This is a genomic window from uncultured Maribacter sp. (genome assembly GCF_963977385.1).
Classification (GTDB): Bacteria; Bacteroidota; Bacteroidia; order Flavobacteriales; family Flavobacteriaceae; genus Maribacter.
Map to the genome: position 1 here is coordinate 14927 of NZ_CAXBOU010000028.1, position 14192 is coordinate 29118.

At 35.0% G+C, this 14192-nt stretch carries 15 protein-coding genes; 4 read left to right on the top strand and 11 right to left on the bottom strand.

What is annotated here, in order from left to right; all coding sequences use genetic code 11:
* Positions 1 to 160: 160 nt before the first annotated feature.
* From AAC084_RS20320 to AAC084_RS20365, 10 genes are all read right to left on the bottom strand, one after another.
* On the bottom strand, positions 161 to 496 hold the full coding sequence (locus tag AAC084_RS20320; RefSeq protein WP_339842126.1) for a hypothetical protein: 336 nt from the start codon (positions 494 to 496) through the stop codon (positions 161 to 163).
* 406 nt (positions 497 to 902) lie between these two features.
* A complete protein-coding gene (locus tag AAC084_RS20325) occupies positions 903 to 1940 on the bottom strand; it encodes a methyltransferase (protein ID WP_339842127.1) in 1038 nt (345 codons plus the stop codon).
* 98 nt (positions 1941 to 2038) lie between these two features.
* A complete protein-coding gene (locus AAC084_RS20330; protein WP_339842128.1) occupies positions 2039 to 2557 on the bottom strand; it encodes a RidA family protein in 519 nt (172 codons plus the stop codon).
* A gap of 63 nt (positions 2558 to 2620) precedes the next feature.
* Positions 2621 to 3508, bottom strand: a complete 888-nt coding sequence (locus AAC084_RS20335; protein WP_339842129.1) for a hypothetical protein — start codon at positions 3506 to 3508, stop codon at positions 2621 to 2623.
* Between the two features lie 40 nt (positions 3509 to 3548).
* Positions 3549 to 4268 carry a hypothetical protein gene (locus AAC084_RS20340; protein WP_339842130.1) on the bottom strand — a complete coding sequence of 240 codons (720 nt, stop codon included), beginning with the start codon at positions 4266 to 4268 and terminating at the stop codon, positions 3549 to 3551.
* 123 nt (positions 4269 to 4391) lie between these two features.
* A complete protein-coding gene (locus tag AAC084_RS20345; protein WP_339842131.1) occupies positions 4392 to 4808 on the bottom strand; it encodes a nuclear transport factor 2 family protein in 417 nt (138 codons plus the stop codon).
* A gap of 119 nt (positions 4809 to 4927) precedes the next feature.
* The gene (locus tag AAC084_RS20350; protein WP_339842132.1) at positions 4928 to 5863 is read right to left on the bottom strand and encodes a nuclear transport factor 2 family protein; all 936 of its coding nucleotides are present in this window, start codon (positions 5861 to 5863) and stop codon (positions 4928 to 4930) included.
* Between the two features lie 252 nt (positions 5864 to 6115).
* Positions 6116 to 6637 (bottom strand): nuclear transport factor 2 family protein, encoded by a 522-nt coding sequence (locus AAC084_RS20355; protein WP_339842133.1) that lies wholly within the window; start codon positions 6635 to 6637, stop codon positions 6116 to 6118.
* Between the two features lie 415 nt (positions 6638 to 7052).
* Positions 7053 to 7748 carry a peptidase E gene (locus AAC084_RS20360; RefSeq protein WP_339842134.1) on the bottom strand — a complete coding sequence of 232 codons (696 nt, stop codon included), beginning with the start codon at positions 7746 to 7748 and terminating at the stop codon, positions 7053 to 7055.
* Positions 7749 to 7828: 80 nt separating this feature from the next.
* Positions 7829 to 8365 carry an ester cyclase gene (locus tag AAC084_RS20365; protein ID WP_339842135.1) on the bottom strand — a complete coding sequence of 179 codons (537 nt, stop codon included), beginning with the start codon at positions 8363 to 8365 and terminating at the stop codon, positions 7829 to 7831.
* A 188-nt stretch (positions 8366 to 8553) separates the two neighbouring features.
* Here AAC084_RS20365 and AAC084_RS20370 point away from each other — a divergent pair, with 188 nt between their 5' ends.
* The 3 genes from AAC084_RS20370 to AAC084_RS20380 all read left to right on the top strand — a co-directional run bounded on the left by AAC084_RS20370 (position 8554) and on the right by AAC084_RS20380 (position 12207).
* Positions 8554 to 10515, top strand: a complete 1962-nt coding sequence (locus AAC084_RS20370) for a histidine kinase dimerization/phosphoacceptor domain -containing protein (protein WP_339842136.1) — start codon at positions 8554 to 8556, stop codon at positions 10513 to 10515.
* The gene (locus tag AAC084_RS20375) at positions 10482 to 11249 is read left to right on the top strand and encodes a response regulator (protein ID WP_339842137.1); all 768 of its coding nucleotides are present in this window, start codon (positions 10482 to 10484) and stop codon (positions 11247 to 11249) included. The genes AAC084_RS20370 and AAC084_RS20375 overlap by 34 nt, the downstream gene beginning before the upstream one ends.
* 163 nt (positions 11250 to 11412) lie before the next feature.
* Positions 11413 to 12207, top strand: coding sequence for a hypothetical protein (locus AAC084_RS20380; protein ID WP_339842138.1), 795 nt, complete (start codon positions 11413 to 11415; stop codon positions 12205 to 12207).
* A 99-nt stretch (positions 12208 to 12306) separates the two neighbouring features.
* Here the strand turns inward: AAC084_RS20380 and AAC084_RS20385 are convergent, their stop codons facing one another.
* Positions 12307 to 13599, bottom strand: coding sequence for a DEAD/DEAH box helicase (locus AAC084_RS20385; protein WP_339842139.1), 1293 nt, complete (start codon positions 13597 to 13599; stop codon positions 12307 to 12309).
* Positions 13600 to 13940: 341 nt separating this feature from the next.
* Here AAC084_RS20385 and AAC084_RS20390 point away from each other — a divergent pair, with 341 nt between their 5' ends.
* On the top strand, positions 13941 to 14177 hold the full coding sequence (locus tag AAC084_RS20390) for a hypothetical protein (protein WP_339842140.1): 237 nt from the start codon (positions 13941 to 13943) through the stop codon (positions 14175 to 14177).
* Positions 14178 to 14192 lie beyond the last annotated feature (15 nt).

Sequence of the window (14192 nt, forward strand, 5' to 3'; positions counted from 1 at the left end):
GTTTTACTTTAAGGAGAAGAGATTTTAACATTTAGTTTGGGTTATTTGAAATATTGACGAAAAATACTGCAGATTAGGGTTCAATTGAATACTATAGCTTTGAAGGTGTACATTGCTGTCCTTTTAAAATTATTTGGATTGTATAAATATTCCTAATTATTTAGTACAAGATATTGTCAAGTATTTTATTCAAATACTGTTCTGCAGCTGTGACTTTTTTATCTGAACGGAAGAGTTCATAGAATTCCTTCTTTAGATCTGATAATTCCATCTGACTAAATTCGAGCACACTGATTGAAGCTTCTACTTTTTTAAAGCTAGTATCTTCATCATCCTTTTTAAATTCTTTATAGAGGGATGCAAACGTGGCGTTATCTGTTTTTTGCTTTATTAAATTGATCTCTTCTGGGGTCTGTTCAGCATCTGCCTGTGCACATAATAATAACAGATATACCTTCAGTTCATGTTTTGACCAATTTTTACTTGGGTTACTCATTGTTTTGATTTTTTTATTTTAATTATTATTTGCTCTCGAGCGCGCCAATATTTCATGTTTTTTTATTTCATGTATCCTCTATGACATAGATTTAAATAAAGAAAAGAAAAGCCAATTGTATCAACCAAAATGTTTGCTTTAGTTTCAACAACTTTGGAGGTCGAAAGAACAAAAAATACTATTGTTACAAAGTTGAAATTATCAATTATCATAAGTTTAATTTCTTATTAAGTCTGTATACTCAGCATCCTGTTTTAAAGATTTTCACGATATGCTATTTTAGTTTAAATCATTGATTTCTATTTAAAGAAGACCCAAAATGTACATTCGGGTCTTGAAAGTGTTGGCCGGTTTGATACATAGCTAATTCAAACAAATACTAAAATAAAGTTGATTTCTTTTTAAATCATTTATATGCAATTACAGCACTTGTTGGCCCCGTAAGAGTGATAATAGAGACTTCTTGAAAACCGGCTTCTTTGGCCAATATGCTAAAATCTGCAGCCGAAAAATCGTAACCTTCAAATGTTTCGATAAGCATATTTAAAGACATCAACAATCCAAAGGCATTTTCACTTCGATTATCATCTATTATATTTTCAATGATAATTAGTGCTCCTTTTTTAGGCAATGCATCATATGCCTTTTTGATTAACATTTTTTTATCTTCAGTGCCCCAATCATGAAGAATGTTGCCCATGGTAATAACATCTGCTTTTGGGAAATCAACTTTAAAAAAATCTCCTGACAGCACTTTCACTTTATTTTCAAGTCCCAGGTTTTTAATATTTTCTTTTGCAATTGGTTCAACTGGGGGCAAATCAAAAGAACTACATTGCATATGTGGGTTATTTAAGGAGACATGTGCAGAAAGAAAACCTCCTGCACCACCTACGTCACATAAGGTTTTATAGCTTAAAAAATCAAATTGTTTGGCAAATGCCATAAAATTCCCCATTTGAACACCACCCATCGCACTTACAAATTCCCTTAGCTTTTTGGGGTTCGCATATACTTCTTCAAAAACTGGTTTGCCACCATTTTTAGTTTCATTTTGAGGTAATCCTGTTTTTAACCCTTCTTCTAAATCGTTCCAAAAAGGATATAATCTGTTATTGCACATTTCTAAAATACCGCCTATATAACTTTGCTTGTTCTTATCAAGAAACATATCGGCATCCTCTGCATTTCTATAACTTGCTGTTTCCTTTAACCCAGTTCTTTTTAAAAAACCTAACGCAACTAATGCATCTAAAAAATCATAAAGACTTCGAGGATGCAGGCCAAGTCTTGACTGAATTTCAGCACCAGATAATTCTCTACTCGAAAGGATGGTGAAAAGTTCCATGTTTACAGCTGTGAGCAAGGTCTTAGTAGCCATAAATCCCGTGCCTATTTGCATAATTTTTGAGGGGTCAACTTGTGTTTTTGCTAGTGCTTCCATGATATATAATTTATTAGTTATTGAATGCAGTTATCTTTTAAAATCATGTAATCGGTATTGAAAAATTCATGTATAAGCTATTATACTATATGTTTTTTTTACTCTTCTTTATAGACTTCCAATTCTATTTCTATTAGAAATTCTGGGAATGCCAATTCTTTTACTCCAAGCCAAGACCCTGTTGGAAATTGTTTTGTATAAATCTCATTTCTATAAGCGGCTGCCTCTAAAAACATGGGCATATTGGTAGTGAATATATTTTCTACAATAACATCATCAAAAGTGCAACCATAATGTTTTAAAATTTTATCTAAATCTGCGTAGCAATTTATCATTTGCTGTTCAAAGTCACCGACGGCAGTAGGGTTGCCATCGGCATCCATACTAACGGCACCTGATATTTTTATATCATTTCCGATTTTGACCGCATGTGAATAGCCAAATATTTTTTCAACCTCTGGTCGCAGTTGAAAATATTCTGGTACTTCTAATTTAACTTCTACTACTTCCACAACTTTATCTGTTACTTTTTCTTTTACTGGTTGGTTGCAGCCTGCCGTAATAATTGATATTAGAATTGCGATAATTCCATTTCTAAATAATGATGTTTTTTCCATTTTGGTTTGTTTTAAGTTGTTTTCAGCTTTCCCCAATTCCTTGGCATACGTTAAGATAAAATTTTAGACTTTTGTAAATGACTCCACAGTTTCCTTTCCTACTTCCCAAGCAGTGGTTATTATGCATTTTGCGGCATCGTTCTGCTTAATATCAAATTGTAGTGTAACATATGTTCCCTCGGTCATACCGGGGTATTCAAACCTGTTTTCCCCAACGTAGTCAAAACTCTCCCCGAAAACTTCATTCTGTAACCAGAGTAGACCATCTTTTTCAAAAAGTTCACGGATCTTACCGGTTTCATCGTTTTTATATTTCCCGGTAATTTGGGAAAGTGAGCCATACGAAACCTTTAAACGTTCGTTCATGTTGCAATCAAAAGAAACTTTGAGCATACCATCTTCTTTATACACTTCGAGGATTCTGTTTTTAGCTTCTGCAGATGCTGAAGATGCGTCTTTTTTAAGATATGGGTCACCGGTAAAATAGATTTGGGTTACCAAACTTTGATAACCTGGAGCAGAGACCATCATGTGAAAATGTGCTGGTCTAATAAATCCGCCTCCCGCATCATAAGGTACGGGCATTTGGGTTTGAAAATTATATTTGCCATTTTCATCGCAAAGTGTTGTGCCTCTATATCTATATTCATCGGTATCATTGTCATAGACTTCATCTGCTGAACAATGCCAAAGCTCTATTTTTGCATTTTTATAGGGTGTTGTACAGTCTTTATGACGCACAATGCCGGATAGTTGGACTAGCTTTCCTGGTATTCCTTTGACAACCAAATTATTTCGCATAGGGCTGTCTGGCCTATAAAACGGTCCGAGAATGTCCGTTGTCGTCTCGCAGTCGCCTATGTACGATTCGCCATTGAATTTGATAAAACCTGTGGTGGAAATCGCAACGGCGCTTAGTCCTGCCAATTTTGTAAATGTTCTTCTTTCCATGATGTTAGTTTTTAAAATTGAATTATAAATGTTCCTTTCATCAAATTAATGGTAATGCCGCAAACCATTCGGCGAACGCCTGCCATGGTGGTATTCGAATTTGAAATACGAGTATGGAGTGTACAAAAACATACAGTGCAAGGGCAAGCGGGAACACCCACCGACCTGTTTTTTGCTTTCGCTCTGCGACAATCAAAGCTAATAGCAATCCATAAAGAATGACTAATGTGATAATATATCCGCTTAGAGCAAAACCTTCATTCGGAAAAAATGTATAGAGGATTAAACGAACCAATGCCGGTTCTATTAATACGATTCCCGCAACTATCATTCCCCGTGCATGAATGGTCATGGCATGTCTGTATTTTATAGCAATACCATATCCGACTGAAAAAATCAAAATGTCTTTTGCAGGAACCCATAGTTCTAGACCCAAGTTTTCTTGAGGACCTCGTAGTGTGCTATGGGCCAGTAGGATAATGGAAATAAAAATAAGCGGAACAAGGATGTACGATAGTTTTCCAATTTTTTTATGAAGTTCAAATTTCTTTTGAAAAATCAGAATAGGTTGGGCTATCAACATAAAGATCCAGAGTACCGCAAAGAAAGCATGGAAATGAAAATAGAACGTAAAATCGGCGGTGCCATCAAAAAACTTGGTAAAATAGGAAGGCCAAAAGCCGGCCATGGCAAGTAGAAAAAGACCTATAAAATAATAACCACTCTTTTCAAAAGCTACTGCGCGTTTTCTTGTGTTCATGGTTTGGATGGCGTCTTTGAAATTAATTGAATGTCAGGATTTTATGATTGGAATTTTATACGGTGTTATTAGGTCGAAACAGGCTGCCCGAGACCATTTTGGTTTGTTTTAGGTAGTTGTCGATTATTTATTTGCCGCATCCGCTAATTGCTTGGTATCGGCATATTGCTGAAATGCGACCACTTTTCCATTTTTTAATGTCCAAAAATGAGCGACTTGAGCGTCATATAAAGCACCATTACTTTTCCTTTTCGCATCGTACCTTAGGGTTGCGAGCACTTTGTCGTTATACATATTATGCAGGTTGATGTCTTTAAGGTTAAAGTATTCATGTTCCTCCCCAAGTCTGGCAAATACGCCATTCAATACAGCTTCTGGCCCTATATATGGGTTGCCATCTGCCAATGCATTACCTTCTGCTTCGTTCCAAATAATTTTCTCATCCATTAATCCCAGAACGGTAGGAATATCACCTGTTGCGAAACCATTGTATAGTTTGTCTACCACGGTTACATTTTTACTTATTGTTTCATCTTCCATTTTAGCTCTAATTAGTTTTATGTTTTTTGGTAAAGAAATAAGCAGGTTAAATTCTATAGACTTGATAGCTCTTTTAAAAATGTTTATAAGAATTTGGATATTCTTCTAAACATTATAAATCATTTTTCCAATAAAGTCCGGTTGAAATAAATCATCTCTGATGTTATTTTTCCATCTTCATCAAAATCATCATTGATATGCATGGGAAGCACTATTTCCTTTTTATCAGCTTTCCTGATTAAATGAAAGTTCCACCAAGACAATACAGATCTGCCATTACCCATTTCGTATTCTAGATAATCTGGGTAGCCGACCATTTCTATACTTTTAATTTGAAAATTATCTAAAAATTCTTGTCTTATTTTTTTTATTTCATCTCTAGAACTCGTCACATTAAAATCATCGTTAATATTATAAAACCGTGCATCTTCACTGTAATAAGCAATTGCCTTATCTAAATCTGCATTTTCAAATGAATAGACAGCTTTACGTACTGTATTAATATTATCATGATGATTGTAAATTTTACCGTTAGTACGGTCTGAAAAACTTTGTGCCATTTCATCAAAAATACCTTCGTTGTAATAATTGATAACCGTCTTTATTTTATTGTCTTTGGTAACTACAATAAGGCGATGTACCGGAGATGAAAATTTTACGCCAGTAGTTTTATGAACCCCTTTTAGCAATTCCCAAGTTTGCACCCAAATTTCATCGTCTTTATTGTCTTCTTTGTATTCAATTGCATCTGGGTACGCCCCAGGATAATCAGTTATGGAGAAGTAATCTAGTTCATCAAACCAACGGTATGAATTTTTAATGAACCTTGTCTTTTCGGTGCCTTTGGCATCGGGATTTGTAGAAACCCCATTAAAGGCTTTAAAATCTTCAGTTAATAAACTGGCTAGTTTGGTGGTATCTCCAGTTACAAGTGCCGTTGTGAAAGATGCTACAACATCAATTGTTGGATGTTCAATGTAAACCGTTCCATTTTTCTTTTGAGCAATTGTGATGAATGATATCATCAAAGCGAGTACTATAATTATTTTTTTCATGGTGTTCCCTTTAAATTATAATTTTTGGTTTAGTTATTTTATTCTCTCAATGAGTTAAAAAACAGACAGACTCAATTTGTCAATTGATAAGTGGCTAATATTCAAAAAACATAAATTGAAACATATGTTGACAAAAAAGGTTCTTCCGAAATTTGTCTGCCTGTTATTTTTTAATACAGTCAGAAGACCAACATTCTTTAGGTCTACTGCAGTTAGTGGGAAATTAATATGTACTAGGTTGAGTACTATAAACTATTCAGAGGGTGCTATTACCGTATATCCTTGTTTTGTCAATAAGCTGATGTAGTCTAAATAGTAATGCATGGCCGCTATTTTATCGTCGACGACGACTGCTGCTATATGGTAAGGTACAGGGGTTATTATTCCGGTTTTATTATTTTCAAGGGTGTTTACGCCCCATGTTAGTAACCATTCTCCTTCATTCCAATTATTTTCAACCTTTACAGGTAAATACAGGTCATTTGAAATATTATGTTTGTAGTTGGCAAGGCTATTGACCCAATATGCTTTATGTTGTGTTGTATTCAAAGAGTCTAAGCCGCCACCAAGACCATAGACCATTGCATCTTTGGTCATTAAAGCCGCTACGCCTTCGACATCGGCATTTTGTAGTGCTGTTACGTACTTTTTAAGGGTTTCCGTTGCAGTTTGCCCGTTGTCAAAATCTAAGGACACCGTATGTTCTTGAGCTTTACTTAATGTTACTCCAAACATTAGGGTGACAAAAAGAAATGTGATTTTTAATCTTTTCATAATTTCTCGATTTACTGATTAATACAACTTTTTGAAATTCTAAGTGGAGGAATTATTTTAAAGAAATTAATATTCCGTTTTAAATACAATTGGTTTTGGACGGACAGGATTTTAAACTGTCCGAATACCCTTATTTTTTTATCAAGGCTTTACAATAGGAGGAAATTGATTAAAATTAAAAGGGTGATTAACGGAAGTATATAGAAGGATTAGAACAAGTGTTAACTATTTTTCAATCCTATTTTAAATAACTACCAAAAAGTATTCTATACCAATTTATTTTATAACTGAAAGGTCAGTATTTAAAATGAAAATGTATTTAGCATTTATAAATGAATTTATAAATGCTGATAGTGCTTAATATCAATCAAATAATTCTAATATTATTTTTTTATCTAGTTAGGGAAATAAAGTTTTATGATACAATAGTGCTAGGTAGTCGTTCTTCTTCGATAATATTTTCCTTATTCAAGTGTACATAATAAGAATGATTCTCATCATCTAAAGAAATTGAGGTATAAACTTCCTCATCAATGAAATGGATGGCAGAGCGATCATCACAAGCATAACCATCTGTAAGCTGACCAGAGATAATATTGTTATGGTACAGGGGTCTTCTAGATTTTTCGGAATTGTAATGCGGACAGTGGCTTTTATCAATGAATCGCATGCCTTCAACAATACTTAATTCCTTAGGTCTAGAATCTGTCGTGCCACCATTGAACCAACATAAAGAACCCGCGCTGCCGCCGCCCATTATAACACCTTTCTCGTATGCGTTTTTTAGTGCCGCATCAATACCTTGGGCTTCCCAAATCGCCAACATATTCAACGTGTTTCCACCGCCTACAACAATAGCATCCATTCTAGAAATTATTTCTTCAAATGATTCTTTTTGATCATAAGAGTTTATCCAAACACTTAGAACATGTGGTACCACATTAATTTGTGCACATACATCGTAAAACGAATCTATATAATCTTGGTCTTCTCCGCTAGCAGTTGGTATAAAGCAAAGGTTAGGTTTTTCCTTACCGGTAGCGTCTGCCATATATTTTAAAAAGGGAACGGTATGTCTTCCACTACCATAAATCAAAAGTTGCTTTTTCATGAAGACAAATTAATCCATTCTAGAATTAAATAGAAGGTAAATACCCACTATTTTTCAATGTTCTCGAATAGGTACTTTTTTTATTCCATAATAGGGGGTGACATTGTGTAGCCCCATTCTTCCATTAGCCCCAAAAGATTAAAAAAAGTAGCCTCGTGTACTATGTAGCCCGCATCATCAAATGTAAGAATGCTCATACCTTCGATATAGCCTTTTTTCCCCGTTGGGGGAGTATTACCTAACATTCCAGTATTAGAGCCTCTACCTATCCAATTAACGTAAGCCCTAGTTCCGATTACACTAATTTCTTTTTCATCAATTTTCAAATCAGGCATGGCCCGATGCCAAAAATTCATTGTCTTAAAAAGTTCTTTTTGATTGATGGAAACAATTTTACCATTTACGTTTCGTACCAGATTTTTTGTAGTAACCAATCGATGTACGGTGGTGTCATTTTCACTCCAAGCGTTTAAATAGGTTTTTGTAGTGTTTTTCAGCGTTGTAGCGATCGTATTTTCAGCCCTCGAAGTCTCCTTTTTTTCAATGGAGTTGGTGTCCTTACACGCAAAAACCAAAATCATTATAATTGAAAAAAAGATGAAATTAAGTTTTTTCATGATGAACTTTTTACCAAATATCTCATTATCCTAAAAGAAAGGATAAACCATTGAATAAAAGGGAGATAAAGGATGAGTAGTTGGTTATTTTGTCCGAACTATCCAATTTAATGATCGGGAGGTTACTGCCTAGAATGTTGTACATTTATTGGAACATCATTTTCCCTCAGTGAGAATCAACTTGCCAAATGAGTATCATTTATCAAAAAATCGGATACGCTGTCCTTTTGTCTTTTTTGGGACTCGGTTTCAGTTTTGGTCAAATAGTTGACTTAGAAAGCGATCATCCTTATAAAAAGGTATTTGTAGAAACCGATAATTTCGGGGCTTCTTATTTAGACACTTTAGAACAGGGTTACCCTAAAATAAAAACTGATTCGGTTAAATTCTCCATGCTTAATGATTTGGCTTATTATTGGCATACCAGAAACTTAAATACGGCAATGACCTTCACTAATAAGGGTTTGAAACTTACAACGGTAAATGGTGATACCTTATGGCATGGTAGGTTTCAAATCACCCAAGGGGCCATTCTTTTACGAATGGAAAAACTAGACAGTGCACAAATAGTTCTAGAATTGGCCAAAGCTAAGGTTATGCAATCTGATTTAGCTTTTTTAAACACGCAGTTGGGCTATGTATATGAGCGTAGAGGTCAATTGGACAAAGCGGCAGATTATGCCATAATATCACTAGATTTAGGTGAAAAACTAAACGATATCAAGGCAAAAGCTATGGCTTTTAGCGATTTAAGTAACCTTTTTTGGAAGCAGGGAAAATTTGAATCCGGTGTGGAATATGGTCTTCGTTCCTTAAAATTATTTGAAACTTGGGGCATTACCGATTTGGATTATGGCTTTACTTTATATATCACCGGCAATAATTATTTGGCTTTAAAAAACTATAAAGAGGCACGTAGATATTATGAACATTCCAATATCATTGGTGAGCGCTATGGGTTTTATAATAACCTAAGCGATGTTTATATTTCATTAGTGGATCTCTATTCCTATTTAGGTGAATTTGAGAATGCTAGTGAAGCCGGTCGTAACGCTGTTAAATATGCCGAACTTCTGGAAAACAATTTTATGGTAATGCGTTCTTGGCTAGCAATTGGAAAAATGCAAAATAAGAGGGAAAACTATAGCAAAGCTATTGAGGGACTCAAAAAATCGATAACCATTGCGACTGACGATTTTGGTGATGCCTATTATTTAAGCGACGCTTACAAAGAATTAGCAAATGCATATGCCCGTAATACCGATTATGAAAATGCTTATAGTGCATTTTCTAAGTATGATTCTCTAAAAAACGAGGTATTTACTGCTGAAGCCGATCATCGAATTTCTCAATTGAGAACAGAATTTGATTTGGCTAAAAAAGAGGGGACTATTGAACTTCAAGAAATCCAAATAAAAAAACAACAAACAAGGCAACAACTTATCATTATTATAACGGTCTTATTATTATTGTTGCTACTATTGGCATATAAGGCTATTTCTAATAATGTAAAAAAGAACAAGCTTTTACAAAAGAAAAATTCTGAAAAGGAATTCTTATTGAAGGAAATACACCATCGCGTAAAGAATAATCTGGAGATTGTTTCGAGCTTACTATCCCTTCAGGCATCACTAATTGTGGATCCTGATATTTTGGATGTTATGGAGCAAAGTCAGCATCGTGTTCATAGTATGGGCATGATTCATCAAAAATTATATTTGGGCGAAAAACTAGCCACGGTAGAAATGAAGGATTACTTTAATAATCTAACCGACTATATCGTTCATTCGTATGGTAAAAATAATAAGGTCACCATTGATTTAGAAATGAAAGAACTTGAACTTGATGTCGATATGGCAATACCCATAGGTCTTATTGTCAATGAGTTGATTACAAATTCTTTAAAATATGCTTTTCCAGAGGAAAGGAATGGCGTTATACATTTGGCCTTAAAACTGAATGGTAACCTATTAGTATTGGAGGTTAATGACAATGGCATTGGTATGCAATCGGAAAATCTCGTCAGAGAGACTGGTTTTGGAACACATTTGGTAGATTTATTGGTAAAACAATTGGATGGAAAAATGATTTTGGTTACCGATCAAGGTACATCCGTATGCATAGAATTTCAAAATACAAAGGCTGCCTAATGAAAAATGAGAAAGTATGTATATTGATAGTTGAGGATGATATGATCATTGCTGCTAACCTGTCTATTCAGTTGACCAGTCTCGGTTATGAGGTTGCCGGCATTTTACCTAGGGGAGAAGAGGCTATTATACATGTTAAAGAGCATTCTCCACATATACTGCTATTGGATATCAACCTAAAAGGTGCACTCAACGGTATAGATACCGCCAGAGCCATTCAAAAATTTAAGGATATTCCCATAATATATCTTACAGCCAATAGTGACGATGCCACTTTTGAGAAGGCTAAGGAAACCCAACCGAAGGCATTTATTACAAAACCCTTTAACAAACTAAGTTTACAGCGTACCATCGCCTTGGTTGTTGAACAAATTAAAGAAGATGAAGAATCGAGTCAAACTACGCAGGACATAGAAGTTCTCGAAGATCGAATTTTTGTCCGCCATAACGGTAGGATGGAAAAATTACTTTTAGAAGATATACTCTACATAGAGGCCGATCGTAATTATTGTGTTTTAATTACCTCTAAAATTAAGCATATGCTATCATGTACGCTAAAAGTAATGGAAGAGAGGCTGCCAAAATCCAGTTTCATTCGAGTACACCGCTCCTTTATTATTAATATCTCAAAATTGGACGTTCTAGCCGATGGACATTTGGAAATCGGAAGAAAAGTGATTCCCATAGGAAAATCACATAAAGAATTATTATTGAGTCGAATACGTACTGTTTAACTCGTTGCGTTCTCCTAAAAATCTTCTCGATAATTTAAAATATAACTTAGGACACTTATAATATAGGTTGGTCCTTATCACAATCTCTTGTTCGAAATAATCGGGTAGTATTACAGATGGTTCATGTGAATCATATTTAATTTAACCACTAAATTATAAGAACATGAAAAAAGTCGTACTAATTATCGCATTAACACTATTTGGTCTTACGACCAACGCACAAGAAGAATTATATCTTGTTTTTGAATTTATGAAGGTCGATAACGAACAAATGACGGCCTACGATGAGACTGAAACATTCTGGGAAAAAATTCAACAACAACGGGTAAAATCAGGAGATATTATCGGTTGGGATTTATGGTCATTGCAACCTGGAGGAGAAATGCAGGATTTTCAATACCTAACCGTGTCATTGTATAACGACCCCGTAAAAATGATGGATGGTAGTAGTTGGGAAAACTTATGGGAAAGGGCTAAGGCAGCCTACCCTAATATGACTGAAGAAGATATTACCGCTAAAATTAACGGTTCGGCAAAAACTAGGGATTTGGCCGTACGAATCTTTGCTCATGAAATTGCAACAACAACGGGTTCATCTCCAAATGAAATGGTGTTAGGCACAGTTGCCCAAATAGATATGATGAAAGTAGCCCTTGAACATTATAATACCTATGAAAATGCTGAGGAAAAGGTTTTTCAGCCTTTACATCAAAAAGCAGTCGATTCAGAAGAGAAGTTAAGTTGGGGGTTGATTAGATTTATAAACCCTATTGGAAGCGACACCTACGCTTCGCATATGACGGTAAGTATGTTTAAAGATTATAAACAGGCTTTAAATCAGAATATCAATTTCAATGAAGGAGCAACTCCTGCAAAAACTAAGTTAATGCAAGAAGGCGTAGCTGCAAGAGATATGAAATATGTTTATATGGCCCAATTGATTAAAATGGCACGTTAATAAAGAAAATTTAAAAAATCCATTTATAATTATACAACTAAAACCCCCCATGATTATAGTCATGGGGGGTTTATTTATTTGTAAAATCTATAACTTAAGCTAGTCTCTACTAGTAGTGTCATTTCTCTTTTTAGGTCTACTTGTGTTCCTATTATTTTTGCCACGGAAGTTGTTGCCGCCAGGTCTATTTTTATTACCAGATTTACCAGGACCTCTGGGGGTTCTTGCTGGTCTGTCATCTTTTTCTTCAGGAGTATCGTCCATAAAAGGATGCGCTCCTAAACGAGGTACTTCTTGTTTAATCAGTTTTTCAATATCGCGTAGGTATGGTTTTTCTTCTCTATCACAGAAAGAAAGTGCGGTACCACTAGCACTGGCACGACCTGTTCTACCAATACGGTGCACGTAAGTTTCAGAAACATTAGGTAGGTCATAATTCACCACCAATGCTAATTCTTCAACATCAATACCTCTAGCGGCGATATCAGTAGCGACCAATACTTTTAATTTACCATCTTTAAAATCACCCAATGCTTTTTGTCGTGCAGTTTGTGATTTATTACCGTGAATAGCTGCAGAACGAATGTCAGCTTGCTCTAATTTCTTAACGATCTTATTGGCGCCATGTTTTGTACGTGAAAATACCAATACAGAAGATTGTGGTTGTTGTTCTAATAAATGCACCAGCAACTTAGGTTTGTTTCCTTTACTTACAAAGTAAACACCTTGTTCAACTTTCTCTGCCGTAGCCTGTTCTGGTTTAATCGTTACGCGTTCAAAATCGCCCAACATTTTACGAGAAAGCTCTACGATATCTTTTGGCATGGTAGCCGAAAAGAAGAGTGACTGTCTTTTTGCAGGTAGTTTGGCAATGATTTTTTTAATGTCATGTATGAAACCCATGTCCAACATTTGGTCGGCTTCATCTAAAACAACATACTCTAAATCTCTAAAGGATATAAAACCTTGGTTCATTAAATCTAATAAACGCCCAGGAGTTGCAATAAGGATATCTACACCGCCTCTTAAGGCGCTTACTTGTTTACCTTGTTTAACACCACCGAAAATAACAGTATTTCTCAAACCAGTGTGTTTACCATAAGCGGTAAAACTTTCGCCAATTTGAATGGCAAGTTCACGAGTAGGTGTAACCACCAATGCTTTTACTTTTCGTTTAGATTGACTTAGGCTAATACCTTCATATAAATGATGAAGAATCGGAATACCAAAGGCAGCTGTTTTTCCAGTACCTGTTTGAGCTACACCTAAAAGGTCTTTGCCATTTAGAAGTATAGGAATAGATTGTTCTTGAATTGGAGTAGGGTGAGTATAACCTTCAGCTTCTAAGGCTTTTAGGATTGGTTCGGCTATGCCGAGTTCTTTAAATGTCATAAAATTTTAATAAGGGGCAAAGGTACGCTTAAAAATGGAAGCAAATTGATATTAGTAATTAGTGCAAAGTATTGATTATTAAGTTGGAGGTGCAAAATAGAAAGGAGAGAATAGAAAACCATTTGCACTAAAAACTATCTCCTTCTAAATATTTCTACCGAATATATCGCTAAACGACCTCTTTTATCGTTCAGCTGATTTTACATATGATGTCGTTAATCGACAAGATTTTACACTTAAACCTAACACATGTAAACTAACGAGTAATATGTGTTTTTCAGCGATTCACCACCTAGTGCAACAAGGTCTGCTACGTTCTATAAGTGTAACAAATGCAAGTCATGAAAACAATACTAACCATCATCTTTATCATCTTCTTAAGCTTAACTGCACAAGCTCAAAACGCTACTAACGAAGTTAAGGTTGAAACTATTGAAATGACAATTGTTACTGAAACAACGTATGAGTTAAACCTTGAGTCTAAAACTGAAGTAGCTCGTTTATACAAATTCAAAAATTCAAAAATAAAAAAAGAGTTAAACTTTATCACTAAAGCAAACAAGCCTAAAATGGCTTAAACATCAGTATTCAGT

Bases quoted from the DNA above. Each gene is read 5' to 3' on its own strand.
- AAC084_RS20330 (WP_339842128.1), bottom strand. From the start codon at position 2,557: ATGGAAAAAACATCATTATTTAGAAATGGAATTATCGCAATTCTAATA.
- AAC084_RS20340 (WP_339842130.1), bottom strand. From the start codon at position 4,268: ATGAACACAAGAAAACGCGCAGTAGCTTTTGAAAAGAGTGGTTATTAT.
- AAC084_RS20375 (WP_339842137.1), top strand. From the start codon at position 10,482: ATGCATAGAATTTCAAAATACAAAGGCTGCCTAATGAAAAATGAGAAA.
- AAC084_RS20325 (WP_339842127.1), bottom strand. From the start codon at position 1,940: ATGGAAGCACTAGCAAAAACACAAGTTGACCCCTCAAAAATTATGCAA.
- AAC084_RS20360 (WP_339842134.1), bottom strand. From the start codon at position 7,748: ATGAAAAAGCAACTTTTGATTTATGGTAGTGGAAGACATACCGTTCCC.
- AAC084_RS20390 (WP_339842140.1), top strand. From the start codon at position 13,941: ATGAAAACAATACTAACCATCATCTTTATCATCTTCTTAAGCTTAACT.
- AAC084_RS20385 (WP_339842139.1), bottom strand. From the start codon at position 13,599: ATGACATTTAAAGAACTCGGCATAGCCGAACCAATCCTAAAAGCCTTA.
- AAC084_RS20370 (WP_339842136.1), top strand. From the start codon at position 8,554: ATGAGTATCATTTATCAAAAAATCGGATACGCTGTCCTTTTGTCTTTT.
- AAC084_RS20320 (WP_339842126.1), bottom strand. From the start codon at position 496: ATGAGTAACCCAAGTAAAAATTGGTCAAAACATGAACTGAAGGTATAT.
- AAC084_RS20365 (WP_339842135.1), bottom strand. From the start codon at position 8,365: ATGAAAAAACTTAATTTCATCTTTTTTTCAATTATAATGATTTTGGTT.
- AAC084_RS20335 (WP_339842129.1), bottom strand. From the start codon at position 3,508: ATGGAAAGAAGAACATTTACAAAATTGGCAGGACTAAGCGCCGTTGCG.
- AAC084_RS20355 (WP_339842133.1), bottom strand. From the start codon at position 6,637: ATGAAAAGATTAAAAATCACATTTCTTTTTGTCACCCTAATGTTTGGA.
- AAC084_RS20350 (WP_339842132.1), bottom strand. From the start codon at position 5,863: ATGAAAAAAATAATTATAGTACTCGCTTTGATGATATCATTCATCACA.
- AAC084_RS20380 (WP_339842138.1), top strand. From the start codon at position 11,413: ATGAAAAAAGTCGTACTAATTATCGCATTAACACTATTTGGTCTTACG.
- AAC084_RS20345 (WP_339842131.1), bottom strand. From the start codon at position 4,808: ATGGAAGATGAAACAATAAGTAAAAATGTAACCGTGGTAGACAAACTA.